The organism is Allobosea sp. NPDC055353 (assembly GCF_053644975.1).
The window spans coordinates 1551316-1568732 of record NZ_JBSHMC010000001.1; the positions used below are offsets into that span (position 1 = coordinate 1551316).

Consider the following 17417-nt stretch of genomic DNA (forward strand, 5'->3'; position numbering starts at 1 on the left):
GAGTGGACAGACTATGAAGCGTTCAGGATTGATCATCGGCGTCATCGTCGTCGGCCTCGCTGCCGGCGGCGCCTGGTACCTGCATTCGCGCACCCCCGAGGCCGCTCGCAGCGCGCGCGGCGGGAGAGGCGAGGGGGCCGCTGTGGCGGTGGTGTCCGCTGCCGCGATCCAGGCCGATTTCCCGGTGCGCAAGCACGCCATCGGCTTCGTCGAGACGCCGGCGAGCGTGCTGGTGCGCTCGCGCATCGACAGCCAGATCACGGCCCAGCACGTCACGGACGGACAGTTCGTCAAGGCCGGCGATCTGCTCTTCACCCTCGATGATCGCGACATCAAGGCTCAGATCGCCAAGGACGAGGCGATGCTGGCCCGCGACGAGGCGACCCATACCCGCAATCTCGCCGATCTCGACCGCTACAGGCAGCTCTTCGCCCGCAACGCCGGCACGCAGGCGCAGGTCGATCAGGCGACGGCCGACGAGCGCAGCTCCGCCGCCTCGATCCAGGGCGACCATGCGACGCTCGACGCCGACCGGCTCAAGCTGGGCTATACCCGCATCACCGCGCCGATCGACGGCCGCATCGGCACGGTGCAGGTCACGCCGGGCAATCTCGTCAATGCCAGCGCCAACAGCAGCGGCACCGGCCTTCTGACCATCACCCAGATGAAGCCGCTGCGCGTCTCCTTCGCCATGCCGGAGAGCGAATTGCCGACCCTGCAAGGGGCGCTCGCCGCGGCGAAGCCCGTACCGGTCACCGCGCGCGTGCCGAATGCGGCCCGCACGGCGGCCGAGGGCAAGCTCAATTTCGTCGATTCGACCGTCGACATCACCTCCGGCACGATCACCGCCAAGGCCGCCTTCGCCAATGACGACCTGAGCCTCTGGCCTGGGCAATATGTCGATGTCGAGATCATCCCGGAGACGCTTTCCGGCGTCACGGTGATCCCGACCGTTGCCGTGCAGACCGGGCAGAAGGGGCCTTACGCCTTCGTCATCAAGCCGGATTCCACGGTCGATCTTCGCCAGATCAAGGTCGCGCTCAGCGATGGCGAGCGCACGGCGGTGACCGAAGGCATCGCGCCGGGCGAGCGCGTCGTCACCGACGGGCAGATGCGCCTGAAGCAGGGCACGCGGGTGCGCGAGCGAGCGGCTGCGGGCGAGAAGCCGGCGCAGGCCACGCCGGTCGCGGAGGGGACGCGGTCATGAACGTCTCCGCCTTCTGCATCCGCCACCCGGTCGCGACCATCCTGATGTCGGTCTCGCTGGTGCTGGCGGGACTCTTCGCCTACCGCTTCCTCCCGGTCGCGGCGCTGCCACGCGCCGAGTTCCCGGTCGTCAATGTTTCCGCGCAATTGCCCGGCGCTTCGCCGGATACGATGGCGACCTCGGTCGCGACGCCGCTGATCAAGCAGTTCGGGACCATCGCCGGCATCGACTCGATCTCGACCACGAATTCGCAGGGCTCCACCTCGATTGCCATCCAGTTCGTGCTGAATCGCGATATCGACGCGGCCGCCGCCGATGTGCAGGCCGCGATCGCCCGCACCCAGCGGCAATTGCCGGCCGAGATGACGACCCAGCCGAGCTATCGCAAGGTGAATCCGGCCGATGCGCCGATCATCCTGCTGGCGCTGAAGAGCGATGTGGTGCCGCTCTCGCAGCTCGACGCCTTCGCCCAGCAGGTCATCTCGCCGGCGCTCTCCACCGTGGACGGCGTCGCGCAGGTGCTGATCTGGGGCAGCCAGAAATATGCGGTGCGAATCCAGATCGACCCGACCGCACTCGCCGCGCGCGGCATCGGTCTCGACGAGTTGCAAGCCGCGATCACCGCGACCAACGCCAATACGCCGGTCGGCACGATCCAGAACACGGCCCAGCAGCTGACGATTCAAGCGAAGACGCAGCTCGCCAATGCCGCGCAGTTCGCCAACGTCATCATCACCACGCGCTCGGGCAAGCCGGTTCGGCTCGGCGACGTCGCCAGGGTGATCGACTCCGTCGAGAACACCCAGACCCGCAGCAACTATGACGGCACGCCGGCGATCGTGCTCGCCGTGCAGCGCCAGCCCGACGCCAACACCGTCGAGGTCGTCGACCGCGTCAAGGCGATGATCCCGGCCTTCGAGGATCAGTTGCCGGCGGCGGCCTCGCTCTCGTTGCTCAACGATCGCTCAACCTCGATCCGCCAGGCCGTGGACGACGTGCAGTTCACGCTGCTGCTCACCATAGCGCTGGTCGTCATGGTGATCTTCGTCTTCCTGCGCCGGGTGGCCGCGACCTTCATTCCGGCGGTGGCGGTGCCGATCTCGATCATCGCCACGCTTGCCGCTATGTACCTGCTCGGTTTCTCGATCGACAACATCTCGCTGCTCGGCCTGACGCTCTCGGTCGGCCTCGTCGTCGACGACGCCATCGTCATGCTCGAGAACATCGTCCGCCACATGGAGGAGGACGGGCTTTCCGCCTTCGAAGCCTCGCTGAAGGGTGCCGGCGAGATCGGCTTCACCATCATCTCGATCTCGCTTTCGCTGGTTGCGGTCTTCATCCCCGTGCTGCTGATGGGCGGCGTCATCGGGCGCATCTTCAACGAGTTCGCGGTGGTGGTGACGGTCTCGATCCTGGCCTCCGCCTTCGTCTCGCTGACGCTGACGCCGATGCTCTGCTCGCGCCTGCTCTCGGGCTATTCCGAACATCATCAGGAGAACGCGCTCGGCCGCTGGCTGGAGAAGGGCTTCGACAAGCTGCTCGCCGGCTATGACGCTGGCCTGAAGCTCTGCCTGCGCGTCCAGCCGCTGATGCTGCTGGCCTTCTTCCTGACCATGGCGGGCAGCGTCTGGCTGCTCCAGAGCGCGCCGAAGGGCTTCTTCCCGCAGGAGGATATCGGCCAGCTCCAGGTCTCGACCGAGGCGCGGCAGGACATCTCCTTCGAGGCGATGCAGAAGCTGCAGGCCGAGGTCGCCGACATCTTCCGCAAGTCGCCTTATGTCGCGCATGTCGCCTCGACCGTCGGCGGCAATGGCGGCGGCGGCAGCGCGCTCAATGCCGGGCGGCTCTTCGTCGAGCTGAAGCCGCTCGACGAGCGGCCTCATATCCAGGCGGTGCTGGCCTCGCTCAGGCGCGATCTCGCCCAGGTGGCCGGCATCAACACCTATATGACCCCCGTGCAGAACCTGCGCATCGGAGCGCGCTCCTCGAAGAGCCAGTACCAGCTCGTCGTGCAGGGGCTCGACCAGCAGCAGATGAACGGCTGGGCTGTCCGCCTCGCGGACGCGATGAGCCGCGATCGCTCGACCTTCGTCGACGTCACCACCGACCTGCAGGACAATGCCCTGCAGGCGACAGTCATCGTCGACCGCGACAAGGCCAACGCGCTCGGCATCGGCTCCGACATCCTGCGCTCGACGCTCTATTCCGGCTTCGGCGTCCGTCAGGTCTCGACGATCTACACCGCCGGCGACAGCTACGATGTCGTCGTCGAGTTCAACCCGAACGAGCACTGGACGCCCGAGCGGCTGAACGCCATCCGCATCCGCACCAAGACCGGCACGCTGGTGCCGCTGGGCGCCATAGCCCGGATCGAGCGCACGGCCGGCCAGCTCACCGTGAACCAGCTCGGCCAGCTCCCGGCGGTGACGATCTCCTACAACCTGCCGGCCGGGGTCGCGCTCGGTGACAGCGTCAATCGCATCGAGACGATCAAGGACGAGCTCGGCCTGCCCAAGTCGATCTCGACCACGCTCGCCGGCACCGCCAAGACCTTCCAGGATTCGCTGGCGAACCAGGGCCTGCTGATCGCCGGTGCGATCCTGACGATCTACATCGTGCTCGGCATCCTCTACGAGAGCTTCATCCACCCGCTGACGATCCTGACCGGCCTGCCTTCGGCGGCGGTGGGTGCGCTGGGCGCGCTGAGGCTTTTCGACCTCGAGCTGTCGGTCATCGCCATCATCGGGCTTCTGATGCTGATCGGCATCGTCAAGAAGAACGCGATCATGATGATCGACGTGGCGCTGGTGCTCAGGCGCGAGGGCAAGTCGGCGCAGGACGCGATCCACCAGGCCTGCGTGATGCGTTTCCGGCCGATCCTGATGACGACGCTCGCCGCGCTGATGGGCACCTTGCCGATCGCGCTCGGCGCCGGCGCCAGCGCCGAACTGCGCCAGCCGCTCGGCATCGCCGTGGTCGGCGGCCTGATGATCTCTCAGGTGCTGACGCTGTTCATCACGCCCGTCCTGTTCCTCTACATGGACAGGCTCTCGGAAGGGCTGGTGAGGCTCGGCGGCTACGTGCGCGGCACGAAGCACGCGCCGCCGGTCACGCATCCGGCGGAATAACAGAGGCGCCCCCGCTACCGTTTCCCAATAGAGGCGCGGATAGCGCGGGGAACCCTCTCCCGGAGGGAGAGGGCAGGGTGAGGGGTAGGCCGCTCACCGCATGAGGTGTGAGATGGTCGCTGCCGAGTCGTAAGGTTGGCGCTTACTGGTCCAGGGGCCTACACCTCACCCCTACCCCTCTCCTTACAGGAGAGGGGTTCCCCGCGCTGTCTGCGCTTCTCTGGGGCCGTTCATGGCTCTGTGGCTCTCGCCAAGCGAGACCTCAAGGATGGCGCCGCGGCGCGTCCTCTCAGGCCGCATCCAGCCCATACAGCGAGTGCAGCGTGCGCACCGCGAGCTCGGTATAGGCCGAGTCGATCAGCACCGAGAACTTGATCTCGGAGGTCGTGATCGCGCGGATGTTGATGCCCTTCTCGGCCAGCGCCCGGAAAGCGCGCGCCGCGACGCCCGCATGCGAGCGCATGCCGACACCGATCGCCGAGATCTTCACCACGTCGGTCGCGCCCTGGATCTCCTGGTAGGAGATCGTGTCGTGCTTGCTTTCGAGCAGCGCCTTGGCGCGCTCGTAATCGGCGGTCGGCACGGTGAAGGTGATGTCGGTCGTCGCCTGGTCGTCCGAGACGACCTGGATGATCATGTCGACATTGATGTTGGCATCGGCGAGCGGGCCGAAGATCGCCGCGGCGACGCCGGGCTTGTCGGCCACGCGGCGGAGGGTGATCTGGGCTTCGTCCCGGGAGAAGGCGATGCCGGTGACGATCTGCTGTTCCACGATGTCGTCCTCGTCGCAGATGAGGGTGCCAGGATTGGGGTTTTCGGGGTCGTCGAAGGAAGAACGCACATAGGTCGGCACGCGATGCACCATCGCGATCTCGACCGAGCGCACCTGCAGAACCTTGGAGCCGAGCGAGGCCATTTCGAGCATTTCCTCGAAGGAAACCTTGTCCATGCGCCGGGCCTTGGGCACCACGCGCGGATCGGTGGTGTAGACGCCGTCGACATCGGTGTAGATGTCGCAGCGATCGGCCTTGAGGCCGGCAGCGAGCGCGACCGCGCTGGTGTCGGAGCCGCCGCGGCCGAGCGTGACGATGCGATGCGTGCGCGGGTTGACGCCCTGGAAGCCGGAGCAGACCGCGATCTCGCGGTTGCGGTCGAAGCCCGCCAGGATGCCGGCGCCGTCGACGCTTTCGATCCGGGCCGAGCCATGCACGTCGGAGCCGTAGAGCGGGATCTGCCAGCCCTGCCAGGAGCGCGCCGGCAGGCCCATCTCCTGCAGCACGATCGCCATCAGCCCTGAGGTGACCTGCTCGCCCGAGGCGACGACGGTGTCGTACTCGGCCTGGTCGAACAGCGGCGATGCTTCCTTGCACCAGCCGACCAGCTCGTTGGTCTTGCCGGACATGGCGGAGACCACGATCGCGACCTCGTTGCCGGCATCGAACTCGCGTTTGACGTGGCGCGCCGCGTTCTTGATGCGCTCGACAGTGGCGACTGAGGTGCCGCCGAATTTCATCACCAGACGGGCCATGACGGTCTTTTCGATAGCTGTCCCCGGCAAGCCGGGTCGAAAGGTCGCCCTCGCACTTGCAGCGGGGCGGGTGTAGATGACGGGCGTCAGGCGCGGTGTCAATGCGGCATCGCATAAGCGAAGGACCGGTTCATGGCGGCTGCGCCCCACCGCACAGGCTCGACGATCGACCCGGCCGAGGTCGCCCGCTTCGATGCGATCGCCCGCGACTGGTGGGACCCGAAGGGCCCCATGGCTGTCCTGCACAAGTTCAATCCGGTCCGGCTCGCCTTCGTCCGCGACGAGGCCTGCGCGCATTTCGGGCGTGACCCCAAGAAGATGCGCGCCCTCGATGGCCTGAGCCTTGTCGATATCGGCTGCGGCGGCGGCGTGCTGTCCGAGCCGCTCGCAAGGCTCGGCGCCGAAGTGACCGGCCTCGATCCGGCCCCGACCAACATCGCCGTCGCACGCGCCCATGCCGAGAAGAGCGGGCTTGCGATCGACTATCGCGAGGAGACGATCGAGGCGGTCGTGGAAGCGGGCCAACGCTTCGACATCGTGCTGGCGATGGAGGTCGTCGAGCATGTCGCCGATGTCGAGGCCTTCGTTGCCGCTTGCTGCGCGGCGGTGAAGCCCGATGGCCTCTTGGTGATGGCGACGCTCAACCGCACGCTGAAATCCTACGCGCTGGCGGTCGTCGGCGCCGAATATGTCCTGCGCTGGCTGCCGAAAGGCACACATGATTGGGAGAAGTTCGTGACGCCCGCCGAGCTCGGCGGCGCGATCGAAGGCAACGGCTTCACGCTGGGGACGCAGACCGGGGTGGTGTTCAATCCGCTGACCGGCCGCTGGAGCGCCGCGCGCGACATGGACGTGAACTACATGCTCGCCGCCAGCCGGGGCGGCCGGCCATAGCACGGGCTGGGCCGAGTTTGGGCGTGAGAGATGCCTCTCACGGCCGGATGACGGCCATCCCGATCAGCAGCAGCAGGCCGGAGCCGGTCGCGATCACGACCCGCAGGGCCTCGGCCGGAAAACGCGTCGGAATGCCATAGCGGTGCCAGAGCCAGGCGCCGGCGAAAGCGCCCACCAGCAGGATTCCGGTGTTCAGCATCACGCCGAAACCGCCGTCGTCGAGCAGCAGGTCGGCAAGCCAGCCGAGCAGCATGGCGCCGAACACGACCATCGCCAGGACGATGACCACGGACATGAGGGACATATCGGGCAGGCCGACCATCATGAGCAAGCCGCGCATCGTTTCTCCTTGGCGCCGCGCAGGACGTCAGCATCTCAGCAAACGATGAAGAAAGCGCAAGCGCCGAAAAGAAAGGGTTTTGCACTGCGGTGTGATTCCTTAGAGTAATGGCGCAGCGCAGCATAAGATGCATGATCGGCATCCCATACCGCCGACGAGCTCCGGGCTGGGCAACGACGGAAGAGAGCAGGGAGACGACCATGTCGAAGTCGCAGGCCGCCGTGAAGCCGCTCAAGGACCTCTATGAGCTCGACGAATTGCCGCCGCTCGGCCATGTCCCCGAGAAGATGTATGCCTGGGCGATCCGGCGCGAGCGCCACGGGGCGCCGCAGGACTCGTTCCAGGTCGAGGTCGTGCCGACCTGGTCGATCGGCGAGGAGGAGGTGCTGCTCCTCGTGATGGCCGGCGGCGTCAACTACAACGGCATCTGGGCCGGCCTCGGCCAGCCGATCTCGCCCTTCGACGTGCACAAGGCGCCGTTCCATGTCGCCGGCTCCGATGCTTCGGGCATCGTCTGGGCCGTCGGTTCCAAGGTGAAGCGCTGGAAGGTCGGCGACGAGGTCATCGTCCACTGCAACCAGGACGATGGCGACGACGAGGAGTGCAATGGCGGCGACCCGATGTTCTCGTCGACCCAGCGCATCTGGGGCTACGAGACGCCGGACGGTTCCTTCGCCCAGTTCTGCCGCGTCCAGTCGCGCCAGCTCATGCACAAGCCGAAGCACCTCGCCTGGGAGGAGGCCGCCTGCTACACGCTGACGCTGGCCACCGCCTATCGCATGCTGTTCGGCCATGCCCCGCACACGATCAAGCCCGGCGACAATGTCCTCGTCTGGGGCGCCTCCGGCGGCCTCGGCGTCTTCGGCGTGCAGCTTTGCGCGGCGTCGGGCGCCAACGCCATCGGCGTGATCTCGGACGAGACCAAGCGTGACTATGTGCTCGGCCTTGGCGCCAAGGGCGTGATCAACCGCAAGGATTTCAACTGCTGGGGCCAGATGCCCAAGGTCAATTCGCCCGAGTACAACGAGTGGACCAAGGAAGCCCGCAAGTTCGGCAAGGCGATCTGGGACATCACAGGCAAGAAGGATGTCGACATCGTCTTCGAGCATCCGGGCGAGGCGACCTTCCCGGTCTCCTGCCTCGTCGCCAAGCGCGGCGGCATGGTGGTGTTCTGCGCGGGCACGTCCGGCTTCAACATCACCTTCGACGCCCGCTATGTCTGGATGCGGCAGAAGCGCGTCCAGGGCTCGCATTTCGCCCATCTCAAGCAGGCGAGCGCCGCCAACCAGTTCGTGATCGACCGGCGGATCGACCCCTGCATGTCCGAGGTCTTCCCCTGGGACAAGATCCCGCTCGCCCATCACAAGATGTGGAAGAACGAGCACGCGCCCGGCAACATGTCCGTGCTGGTCTATGCGCCGCGCACGGGCCTCAGGACCTATGAGGATGTCGCGGAGGCGCTGGCCGGCTGAGTGTCGCGGAAAGGCGGCGGGCGTAAACTGCTTGCAATATGCAATCGGATTTTCTATTCCGAGATTGCGAATTGCCGTCGGTCAGGAGGCGCCCGTGCCGCTCACGCTCTACGCCCATCCGTTCTCGTCGTATTGTCAAAAAGTGCTGGTGGCGCTCTACGAGAACGCGACGCCCTTCACCTATCGCCTGCTCGGTCCGGAAGATCCCGCGGCCGGCGCCGAATGGGTTAAGCTCTGGCCGATGAAGAAGATGCCCGTGCTCGTCGATGGCGAGACGCCGGTCTTCGAATCGAGCGTCATCATCGAACATCTCGACCTGTTTCATCCAGGCGCGGCCCGGCTGGTGCCGGCCGACGCTAAGCAGGCGCTCGACGTGCGCATGATGGATCGCGCCTTCGACAACTATGTGATGACGCCGATGCAGGCGATCGTCTTCGACCATCTGCGCCCGGCCGACGACCGCGATCCCTTCAGCGTGGCCCGGGCCCATGAAAAGCTCGACGACGCCTATCGCTGGTTCGATGGAGCCCTGGCCGGGCGGCATTGGGCCTGCGGCGACGCCTTCAGCCTGGCCGATTGCGCGGCGGCGCCGTCCCTGTTCTATGCCGACTGGGTCCACGAGATCGACGAGGCTTTCGGGAACCTGCGCGCCTACCGGTCCCGCCTGCTGGCGCGGCCCTCCTTTGCGCGCGCCGTCGACGAGGCCAGACCGTTCCGCAAGCTCTTTCCGCCGGGCGCGCCCGACCGCGATTGAACCGCGCATCGACGATGGGAACATGGGCAGGGCGCGTTGGCGCTCTGTCTGTGGCCGTCGATCGGCGCTAGAGACGGCCAGAGCGTTTTCGAGCGAAGTGGACGCCGGTTCGCGTGAAGAAAATGCGATAAAACGAAGACCTGGAGCAACTCCGCGATTCGAAGAATTGCGGAATTGCTCCAGGTCCAGCGGTTCCGGGTTTCGATGTCCTCGCCTCTCATCCTGCGCGCGATACCGCTGCTCTTCACCTTCCTCTGGTCCACGGGCTGGGTGGTCGCCGGCTATTCGGCCCGTCATGCCGATGCCCTGACCTTCCTCGTCGTGCGCTTCTCCTGCGCCGCGGCGTTGCTGACGCTGATCGCGCTTGCGACCGGCGCGCCCTGGCCGCGCAGCCGCCGCGCCGTCATCGACGTGGCGATCACCGGCATCCTGCTGCACGGCATCTATCTCGCCGGCGTCTGGTGGGCGGTGCGCCATGGCCTGCCGGCCGGCATTTCCGGCCTGATCGCAGGGCTGCAGCCGATCCTGACGGCGCTCTTCGCGCCCGCGCTCGTCGGCGAGCGGATTTCGGGCATCCGCTGGCTCGGCATCGCCTGCGGCTTCCTTGGGATCGCACTGGTTCTGGAGCCGCAACTCGCCGGCGTCGAGCCGGCCGCGCTCTGGGGCATCGCCGTGCCGATGCTGATCAATATCGGCGGCATGTTCGCGGTGACCTTCGGTTCGTTCTACCAGAAGGCGCGGGTCGTCTCCGGTGATCTGCGCACGATCACCGCGATCCAGTATGTCGCGGCAGGGCTTGTCGTGCTGCCCTTCGCGGTGGCCTTCGAGCCGATGCGGATCGACTGGAACCTGACCATGCTGCTCGTGCTGGCCTGGTCGGTGATCGTGCTCTCGATCGGCAGCATCTGGCTCTACCTGTTCATGCTCCGGCGCGGCGAGGTCTCGCGCATCGTGACCTTCCTCTATCTGGTGCCGGCGCTCGTCGCGGTCGAGGCTTGGCTGCTCTTCGGGGAGACACTGACGCCGCTCCAGATCGGCGGCATGGCCGTGACGATCCTCGGCGTCGTGCTCGCCAGCCGGAAGTAGCCGTCTCCCCAAAAAGGAGGGTTTCGGTTTCCCTCGATCTCCCTTTATGCTGCGTCGCAACAAAGGGAGGGTCCAAGACCATGAACGCCAATACGGCCGCAAAGGCTGAGAATCGCGCGAATGCGATCGCGCTGATCGCGGCGGCGCTGCCGGGCTTCGAGACCCTGTTCCAGGAGGCCGTTGCGGCAGTGCGGCAGAAGGTGCTGGTCGACGGCCGCATCTCCTCGGCCCGGCTGGAGGCCGAGCAGCACGCCGCCCACGGCCTGTCCTGGCTCGCGACCTATGTCACGGCTCTGCGCGAGCTCAAGGCCTATGGCGAGCGCCTCGAGGCGGAAGGCCGCTACGGTGCCGTCGAGGACTATGCGCTGCGCATCGGCGCCGGCGAGTACGCCGCCCAGATCTTCGGCGGCATTCCGATGAGCCAGGGCGAGATCGTCAGGCTCCCGGCGCTGGGTCTCTCGCAGAAGGCCATTGCCGCCGCCGGCTCGGACGCTGCCGATGCCCTGATCGCCGAGGGCAATACGCCGGAGAATCGCGCCCGCTTCGTTGCTCTGTTCAGCCAGGACCAGGGCGCGGCCAGCATCGGCGATACCGGCCTCGACGAAACGCTGGAGGCGATCCGCTCGGAGATGCGCCGCTTCTGCGCTGCGGAGGTCACGCCGCATGCCCATGAATGGCATCTGGAGAACGAATACATCCCGATGCCGGTGGTCGAGAAGATGGCCGAGCTCGGCGTCTTCGGCCTGACCATCCCCGAGGAGTTCGGCGGCATGGGCCTGTCGAAGGTCTCGATGTGCGTCGTCTCGGAGGAGCTCTCGCGCGGCTATATCGGCGTCGGCTCGCTCGGTACGCGCTCGGAGATCGCGGCCGAATTGATCCTCTGCGGCGGCACGCCCGAGCAGAAGGAGAAGTGGCTGCCGAAGATTGCTTCCGGCGAGGTTTTGCCCACCGCCATCTTCACCGAACCCAATACCGGCTCCGACCTCGCCTCGCTGCGCACCAGGGCCGTGAAGGAAGGGGATGTCTGGAAGGTCCATGGCAACAAGACCTGGATCACCCATCCCGTCCGCGCCGACATCATGACGCTGCTGGTCCGCACCGATCCATCCGAGCCCGGTTACAAGGGCCTCTCGATGCTGATCGCCGAGAAGCCGCGCGGCAGCGATGCCGATCCGTTCCCGGTCGCGGGCCTGACCGGCGGCGAGATCGAGGTCCTCGGCTATCGCGGCATGAAGGAATACGAGCTCGCCTTCGACGGTTTCGAAGTGAAGGGCGAAAACCTGCTCGGCGGCGTGCCCGGCCAGGGTTTCAAGCAGCTCATGCAGACCTTCGAGGCGGCGCGCATCCAGACGGCGGCCCGCGCCATCGGTGTGGCGCAATCGGCCTTCGACCTCGGCTTGCGCTATGCTCAGGAGCGTATCCAGTTCGGCAAGCCGCTGATCGCCTTCCCGCGCGTCGCCGACAAGCTCGCGATGATGGCGGCGGAAATCCTGATCGCCCGCCAGCTCGCCTATTTCGCCGCCCGCGAGAAGGATGCCGACCGGCGCTGCGATCTGGAGGCCGGCATGGCCAAGCTGCTCGGCGCGCGCGTCGCCTGGGCAGCCGCCGACAACGCCCTGCAGATCCATGGCGGCAACGGCTTCGCACTGGAATATCCGGTCAGCCGCGTGCTCTGCGATGCGCGCATCCTCAACATCTTCGAGGGCGCGGCCGAGATCCAGGCACAGGTCATCGCGCGCCGGCTGGTCGAGGAATAGCGGGCGCGGCGGCCTGCCGCGTCGCATCGTGATAATTTCGACAAGATATCCTTGCTCGGATGCCCGGCCGGCCGATGGAGCCGGCAGATCAGGAGACATCATGTCGAATCGCCTTGCCTTCGCTCTGGCCGGAACCGTGCTCGTCGGCGCCGCCGCGCTGCTCTCCGCCCCCGCGATCGCCCAGCAGAATCCGGCCGGTCAGCAGCCGAGCCCGCGCATCAGCGTGATCGGGGAAGGCGAGGTCGGCGTCGCGCCGGACATGGCGATCCTCAACCTCACCGTCCTGCGCGAGGCCGATACGGCCCGTGCGGCGCTCACCGCCAACAACGAGGCGATGAAGCAGGTGCTGGCCGCGCTGAAGGAAGCCGGCGTCGCGGAGCGCGATCTCCAGACCGCGGGCCTCAACATCCAGCCGCGCTATGCCCAGCCGGGCAAGGACCGCAGCGGCGAGCCCAAGATCACCGGCTACAGCGTCAGCAATGCGCTGACCGTTCGGGTCCGCAATCTCGCTGATGCGGGCGGCATCCTCGACAAGGTGGTTGGGCTCGGCGTCAACCAGGGCGGCGGCATCGCTTTCGTCAAGGACGACATCAAGCCGACCCTGACCGAGGCGCGCAAGCGCGCGGTCGCCGATGCGATGGCCCGCGCCAAGACCCTGGCCGAGGCGGCGGACGTCAAGCTCGGCAAGATCCTCTCGATCGAGGAGCAGTCGATCATGGCGCGCCCGATGCCGTACGGCGGAGCCGTGCGCATGGCCGCCAGCGATGCGGCCGTGCCGTTGGCCAGCGGCGAGAATACCTACCGGACGCAGGTCAACGTGATCTTCGAGATCACGCCCTGATCGTCTGAACTCAGGAGCGCCCGGCCCGCTCCGGGCGCAGCTTTGCAGCCACTGACACCGGCAGGCTGGTGATGACGACGCCGCAGAGCACCCAGAGTCCCGGCAGCCAAAGCTCTGCCGGCGGCAATTCCGCCAGCAGCAGATAGGCGGCGAGCGTGATCAGCGGCACGCGCAGGGTGTCGGCGCTGCAGAGTTGCAGCGGCGTGGCATGGCGCGAGGCGTTGGCCAGCGCGGCCTGCGAGACGAAGCCGCCGATGATCAGTGCGAGCACGGCGCCGCCGATCACGGCAAGCTCGGGCAAGGCGAAAGCCAGCCGGTACGGCTGCGGCGGCGGCGACCACTGCTCCGGCACGAAGAACCAGAGCAGCAGATAAAGCGGCAGCTGGATCGTATGCATCAGCAGCACGATGGACAGCGTACTGCGCTGTGCCGCCAGCCGCGCCAGCATGAGATTGGTGCTGGTCAGCGCCGCGACGGCGCCGATGGCGATGGCGAGGTCGCGATTGGGGACGGCGTCGAGCCGGAACACCAGCAAGCCGATCCCGGTCGCGAGCACGGCAAGGCCGACGGTTGCACCGGTGCCGGGTCGGCGACGCAGGACCAGGAAGAGCAGCACGCCTGCGAAGAGCGGACCGGTGAATTCGATGGTGGTGACGAGCGCGAGCGGCAGGTGCGCCAGGCTCCAGATCAGCGCGAGCGAGCCGACGAGATGCAGGATGCTGCGGGCGATATCCTCTCGCAGCTTCGGGGGGAGAATGGTGCGACGCTGTTCCGCCCCGCCGGCCCAGACGGCCGAGGCCGCGATGGCGAGGCTGCCGACCGAGCGCAAGAGCCCGATCTCGATGACGGTGAGATAGCCCGAGAGCAGGCGGATGGAGAGGGCGATCGCGAGATAGGACGCCAGATACGCGCTCATCCACCCGAGGAAGGCCGGAAATCCTCGGCCTGCCCCGTCCAGGGAATGCCCAGCAACATGCGCTCCAGAATGGCCATTCGCATCGGCACGGAGAGCTGGACCTGACGGAAATAGCCTGCGTTCGGGAGGCTGTCGCATGAGGTGTCGAGCTCCGAGAAGCGCGGAAGAGGGTTGAGGATCAATGTGTCCGAACGGGCATCCAGGACCTTGCGGGCGGTCAGTGTGAAGGGCTCGCTCTCTTTTTCCTTGTCGACGGCTTCGTTGCCGAGGGAGGCGTGAGCGAATTTGCTCATGTCCTGCATCTGGATGCTGAGCACGTCATGGTCGAGCGTATGGCGGATGTCGTGGACGAGCCCGACCTGCGTGCCGAGATCGGCGAGCACGGTCATCGCCTCGCGCATCGCCGGGTTGATCGGCGTATCCGGCAGGCAGCACAGCGTGAAGCGCTTCGGCGGGGAAAGGCGCAGCATCTTCACGAAGGAGATCGCGAAGCGTGCCCGCGAATCGCTCGACAGGGCGATGCTGAGGCCCTCGATCGCACCGCGCATCTGCCGGATCGCGAAGATGTCGACCAGGGCCTGGGTCGGGTGCTCGTCGGCGCCGTTGCCGGCATTGATGACCGGTAGATAGCTCAGGCGTCCAACGCGGTAGGGCATGTCCTCCATATGCGAGCGCACGATCAGCACGTCGCTGTAGAGCTCGACCGTGTGGATATGGTCCTCGATCGATTCGCCGGTATCGGTGCCCATCCGGCTGCGGTCGGTGTCATAGGCGTCGATCGACTGGTGGCCGAGCCGGGCGGCCGCCGTCTGGAAGCCGAGGCGGGTGCGGGTGCTGCGCTGGTCGAACAGGGTGGCGATCACCTTCGGCCGGCGGCGCGGGGCGGGCGGCTGCTCGGGCAGGGGCAGACCGGCCTTTTCCAGCTCTTCTTCGTGGAGATGCCGCTCGGCGCGCGCGATGATGTCGTCGAGATCGAAGCGCGAGACGGCATCGGCGCTCAGCAGATCCTTCCCGCTCGGATAGTTCGGGCGCATCAAGGCCTCCGGCTCGCGCGAGCGTCTGCGTCCGGGGCGCGTCAGGCAACCTGGCTGAAGCGGCCCGGCTTGCGCGAGCCGGAACGCGAGCGCGCCGACCCCATTCGCCCCGTCGCCACACGATTGCCGATCATGGGCAGCAAATCCTCCGCTGTCATCGGCCGGGCGAAGATATAGCCCTGAATACCGTGGACGGCATGCTTTTCGATGACGGTGAGCTGCTCCTGCGTCTCCACGCCCTCGACGATGAGGCGCAGCTTCAGATCATGCGCGAGCTGGGCGATCGCGTTCATCAGCGAATCTGCCTTGCGCGAGGACCCGAGCTCCTGGGTGAAGGCCTGGTCGATCTTGATCGTATCGATCGGCAGATGTGCGAGATAGCTGAGCGAGGAATAGCCCGTGCCGAAATCGTCGAGGGCGATCCGCACGCCGAGCGCGCGCAGCGCCACGAGGCGCGAGACGACATGGTCGGGATCATCGATCAGCGAGCTTTCGGTGATCTCGATCGTCAGCCGGTGAGGTTCGATGCCGCTCATCCGCAGGAGCGCCTCGACGACGCCGACGATGTCGTGGCCATGGTCGAACTGGCGCGCCGAGACGTTGACGCTGACGCCGACGCTGCGCGGCCAGGACAAGGCTGACCGGATCGCCTCGCCGAGCACCCAGGAGCCCAGCACGGTGATCAGCCCGGTCCGCTCGGCCAGCGGGATGAAGACCGCGGGGCTGATCGTGCCGCGCCGTGGATGCTGCCAGCGCAGCAGCGCCTCGGCCATGGTCGCGGTGCCGGAGCGAGGGTTGTAGATCGGCTGGAAATGCAGCTCGAACTCGCCGCGGCGAATGGCGTCGCGCAGTTCCGTTTCGAGCGCCACGCCGTCTTCATGTTCATTGCGGATCGCATCGGTATACATGACGAAGCGGTTCCTCCCGTCGAGCTTGGCCCGATAGAGGGCGATGTCGACGCATTTCAGGGCCTCGTCGATCGAGGCGGCGCAGCCAGCGGGTGCGATGCCCATGCTGGCCGTGGCGGTGACGTGGCGCCCGCCGATGACGCGCTGGCTGGCGAGCATCATGACGAGGCGGGCCGCCAGCGCGCTGGCACCCTCGGCATCGCGCGTGGTGGCGACCATGAATTCGTCGCCGCCGGTGCGCGCGGCGATGTCGCCGACGCCGAGCTCGGCGAGCAGCGTTTCGCTGAAGCCCTGCAGCAGCGCATCGCCGATATCGTGGCCGAGGCTGTCATTGATGCTCTTGAAGCGGTCGATGTCGATCGAGATCAGCGTCACCGGGCGGCCGGAAGCCGCCATCTGCCGGATCTCGCGCATGAAGCCGCGGCGGTTGTAGAGGCTGGTGATCGTGTCGTTGACGGCCAGATGCTCGAGCTCGCGCATGGTGCGCAGCCGGGCGAGGAAGATCCGGTGGATCACCTGGGCACTCGAGAAGGTCAGGACGGCGGTGAGCGCGACCGACAGCCCGATCACAAGATAAGCGGGGTCCCGCGTCCACAGCAGGGCAAATGTGAAAGGCGTGGCCGCCGCCAGCACCTGCACGCGGGTGATGACCGGCCGTGAGCTGTTGCGCCCGGAAATGCCGGCGAGATAGCCGATCGTCTGGGCGATCGCCAGCGCCGCGACGGGCTCGTAGGTATAGCGCAGCATGGCATAGCTGCCGAAGGCCGAGATCAGGGCGGCGGTCGACCAGGCGCCGGCCATGGCCAGGTTTTCGAGCGTGCCGATCTGGCGTTCCGTCGACGTCGCGAGGTGGATGCCCGTGTAGTAGCGGTGCGACAGGTAGCGGAACACGCCGATCGCGACCATCGCTGCTGCCATGAGGTAGAAGACGATATCGCCACCGGTCAGCAACGCGCTCGCGGCCATCACGGCCGCGACCGTGACGGTGCCGATGAAAATCGTGCCTGGCGTGGCATAAAGCGCTGCCACCAGTTCCGATTTCATCGCGAGATCGTTTTCGTGAACGTCGACGATCATCAGGCGTCCCGTCGCTATGTCTGCTTTTTGGCCGGCGTAGGTGCTATTCTCGCTAAAAATCTATTAAAGAACTGTATGTCGCTTCGGAGGTTTCGCCGACAAATTATAACTTTAGGCCGATATAGCACGGTCGGCTGCGCAGACGGTACTTGGCGAAATCTTCAAGCCCGCCCCTGACCTGCTCCGCCGTCCGGCCTGCGGGCCGTTTTCCGGCGCCGCGGGCGAGGTCGGGAATGGGGTGCGCTTCCGGCGTGACGCGCTGGCCGTCGGCGCCGCAGCGCGAGGCTTGCGTGACATCGATCCGATCGGTCACGCCCTCGATCACGGCGAAATCGGACGCGAGGCAGGCCGGGTTGATCAGCGGCTGCTCGTCTCTTGCAGCGGAGGCGATGCGGCTGAAGATGCCGGTGGTGCGCTCCGAGCATTCCCTAACGTTAGAGTCGCCGATTTTCGCGGTCTTCACCGTATTCGGGTA

The 17417-nt window shown here is 66.5% G+C and carries 14 protein-coding genes; 8 read left to right on the forward strand and 6 right to left on the reverse strand.

Going from position 1 to position 17417, the window contains the following annotated elements:
- The first annotated feature begins 13 nt into the window (after positions 1–13).
- Both ACWIEX_RS07225 and ACWIEX_RS07230 read left to right on the forward strand, forming a co-directional pair.
- The gene (locus ACWIEX_RS07225) at positions 14–1207 is read left to right on the forward strand and encodes an efflux RND transporter periplasmic adaptor subunit (RefSeq protein ID WP_454032407.1); all 1194 of its coding nucleotides are present in this window, start codon (positions 14–16) and stop codon (positions 1205–1207) included.
- A complete protein-coding gene (locus ACWIEX_RS07230) occupies positions 1204–4335 on the forward strand; it encodes an efflux RND transporter permease subunit (protein WP_454032408.1) in 3132 nt (1043 codons plus the stop codon). The genes ACWIEX_RS07225 and ACWIEX_RS07230 overlap by 4 nt, the downstream gene beginning before the upstream one ends.
- A 289-nt stretch (positions 4336–4624) precedes the next feature.
- Here ACWIEX_RS07230 and ACWIEX_RS07235 read toward each other — a convergent pair whose 3' ends face one another.
- The gene (locus ACWIEX_RS07235; protein ID WP_454032409.1) at positions 4625–5863 is read right to left on the reverse strand and encodes an aspartate kinase; all 1239 of its coding nucleotides are present in this window, start codon (positions 5861–5863) and stop codon (positions 4625–4627) included.
- A gap of 132 nt (positions 5864–5995) precedes the next feature.
- Here ACWIEX_RS07235 and ubiG point away from each other — a divergent pair, with 132 nt between their 5' ends.
- Complete coding sequence (ubiG, locus tag ACWIEX_RS07240; protein WP_454032410.1) at positions 5996–6757, forward strand: bifunctional 2-polyprenyl-6-hydroxyphenol methylase/3-demethylubiquinol 3-O-methyltransferase UbiG; 762 nt, start codon at positions 5996–5998, stop codon at positions 6755–6757.
- 37 nt (positions 6758–6794) lie between these two features.
- On the opposite strand, the gene ACWIEX_RS07245 is transcribed toward ubiG, so the two are convergent.
- Positions 6795–7097 carry a hypothetical protein gene (locus tag ACWIEX_RS07245; RefSeq protein WP_454032411.1) on the reverse strand — a complete coding sequence of 101 codons (303 nt, stop codon included), beginning with the start codon at positions 7095–7097 and terminating at the stop codon, positions 6795–6797.
- A 200-nt stretch (positions 7098–7297) separates the two neighbouring features.
- On the opposite strand from ACWIEX_RS07245, the gene ccrA reads away from it, so the two are divergent.
- The 5 genes from ccrA (at position 7298) to ACWIEX_RS07270 (ending at position 13007) form a co-directional block, all read left to right on the forward strand.
- Positions 7298–8569, forward strand: coding sequence for a crotonyl-CoA carboxylase/reductase (gene ccrA, locus ACWIEX_RS07250; RefSeq protein WP_293796246.1), 1272 nt, complete (start codon positions 7298–7300; stop codon positions 8567–8569).
- A 94-nt stretch (positions 8570–8663) separates the two neighbouring features.
- A complete protein-coding gene (locus tag ACWIEX_RS07255; RefSeq protein ID WP_454032412.1) occupies positions 8664–9323 on the forward strand; it encodes a glutathione S-transferase family protein in 660 nt (219 codons plus the stop codon).
- Between the two features lie 204 nt (positions 9324–9527).
- Entirely contained in the window at positions 9528–10409 is an 882-nt protein-coding gene (locus ACWIEX_RS07260; protein WP_454032413.1) for a DMT family transporter, read from the forward strand.
- Positions 10410–10489: 80 nt separating this feature from the next.
- Positions 10490–12166, forward strand: a complete 1677-nt coding sequence (locus ACWIEX_RS07265) for an acyl-CoA dehydrogenase family protein (protein WP_454032414.1) — start codon at positions 10490–10492, stop codon at positions 12164–12166.
- A 100-nt stretch (positions 12167–12266) separates the two neighbouring features.
- Complete coding sequence (locus ACWIEX_RS07270; protein WP_454032415.1) at positions 12267–13007, forward strand: SIMPL domain-containing protein; 741 nt, start codon at positions 12267–12269, stop codon at positions 13005–13007.
- Positions 13008–13017: 10 nt separating this feature from the next.
- Here ACWIEX_RS07270 and ACWIEX_RS07275 read toward each other — a convergent pair whose 3' ends face one another.
- The 4 genes from ACWIEX_RS07275 to ACWIEX_RS07290 all read right to left on the reverse strand — a co-directional run bounded on the left by ACWIEX_RS07275 (position 13018) and on the right by ACWIEX_RS07290 (position 17405).
- On the reverse strand, positions 13018–13923 hold the full coding sequence (locus tag ACWIEX_RS07275) for a hypothetical protein (protein WP_454032416.1): 906 nt from the start codon (positions 13921–13923) through the stop codon (positions 13018–13020).
- A complete protein-coding gene (locus tag ACWIEX_RS07280) occupies positions 13920–14957 on the reverse strand; it encodes an aspartate carbamoyltransferase (RefSeq protein WP_454032417.1) in 1038 nt (345 codons plus the stop codon). Before ACWIEX_RS07280 ends, ACWIEX_RS07275 begins: the two co-directional genes overlap by 4 nt.
- 41 nt (positions 14958–14998) lie before the next feature.
- Complete coding sequence (locus tag ACWIEX_RS07285) at positions 14999–16942, reverse strand: putative bifunctional diguanylate cyclase/phosphodiesterase (protein ID WP_454032418.1); 1944 nt, start codon at positions 16940–16942, stop codon at positions 14999–15001.
- Between the two features lie 103 nt (positions 16943–17045).
- The gene (locus tag ACWIEX_RS07290) at positions 17046–17405 is read right to left on the reverse strand and encodes a hypothetical protein (RefSeq protein ID WP_454032419.1); all 360 of its coding nucleotides are present in this window, start codon (positions 17403–17405) and stop codon (positions 17046–17048) included.
- Between the last annotated feature and the right edge of the window lie 12 nt (positions 17406–17417).

Excerpts from the sequence above, each read along its gene's own strand:
- ACWIEX_RS07245 (WP_454032411.1), bottom strand. The coding sequence starts at position 7,097 with ATGCGCGGCTTGCTCATGATGGTCGGCCTGCCCGATATGTCCCTCATG.
- ubiG (WP_454032410.1), top strand. The coding sequence starts at position 5,996 with ATGGCGGCTGCGCCCCACCGCACAGGCTCGACGATCGACCCGGCCGAG.
- ACWIEX_RS07275 (WP_454032416.1), bottom strand. The coding sequence starts at position 13,923 with ATGAGCGCGTATCTGGCGTCCTATCTCGCGATCGCCCTCTCCATCCGC.
- ACWIEX_RS07230 (WP_454032408.1), top strand. The coding sequence starts at position 1,204 with ATGAACGTCTCCGCCTTCTGCATCCGCCACCCGGTCGCGACCATCCTG.
- ccrA (WP_293796246.1), top strand. The coding sequence starts at position 7,298 with ATGTCGAAGTCGCAGGCCGCCGTGAAGCCGCTCAAGGACCTCTATGAG.
- ACWIEX_RS07265 (WP_454032414.1), top strand. The coding sequence starts at position 10,490 with ATGAACGCCAATACGGCCGCAAAGGCTGAGAATCGCGCGAATGCGATC.
- ACWIEX_RS07280 (WP_454032417.1), bottom strand. The coding sequence starts at position 14,957 with ATGCGCCCGAACTATCCGAGCGGGAAGGATCTGCTGAGCGCCGATGCC.
- ACWIEX_RS07270 (WP_454032415.1), top strand. The coding sequence starts at position 12,267 with ATGTCGAATCGCCTTGCCTTCGCTCTGGCCGGAACCGTGCTCGTCGGC.
- ACWIEX_RS07285 (WP_454032418.1), bottom strand. The coding sequence starts at position 16,942 with ATGATCGTCGACGTTCACGAAAACGATCTCGCGATGAAATCGGAACTG.
- ACWIEX_RS07225 (WP_454032407.1), top strand. The coding sequence starts at position 14 with ATGAAGCGTTCAGGATTGATCATCGGCGTCATCGTCGTCGGCCTCGCT.
- ACWIEX_RS07235 (WP_454032409.1), bottom strand. The coding sequence starts at position 5,863 with ATGGCCCGTCTGGTGATGAAATTCGGCGGCACCTCAGTCGCCACTGTC.
- ACWIEX_RS07260 (WP_454032413.1), top strand. The coding sequence starts at position 9,528 with ATGTCCTCGCCTCTCATCCTGCGCGCGATACCGCTGCTCTTCACCTTC.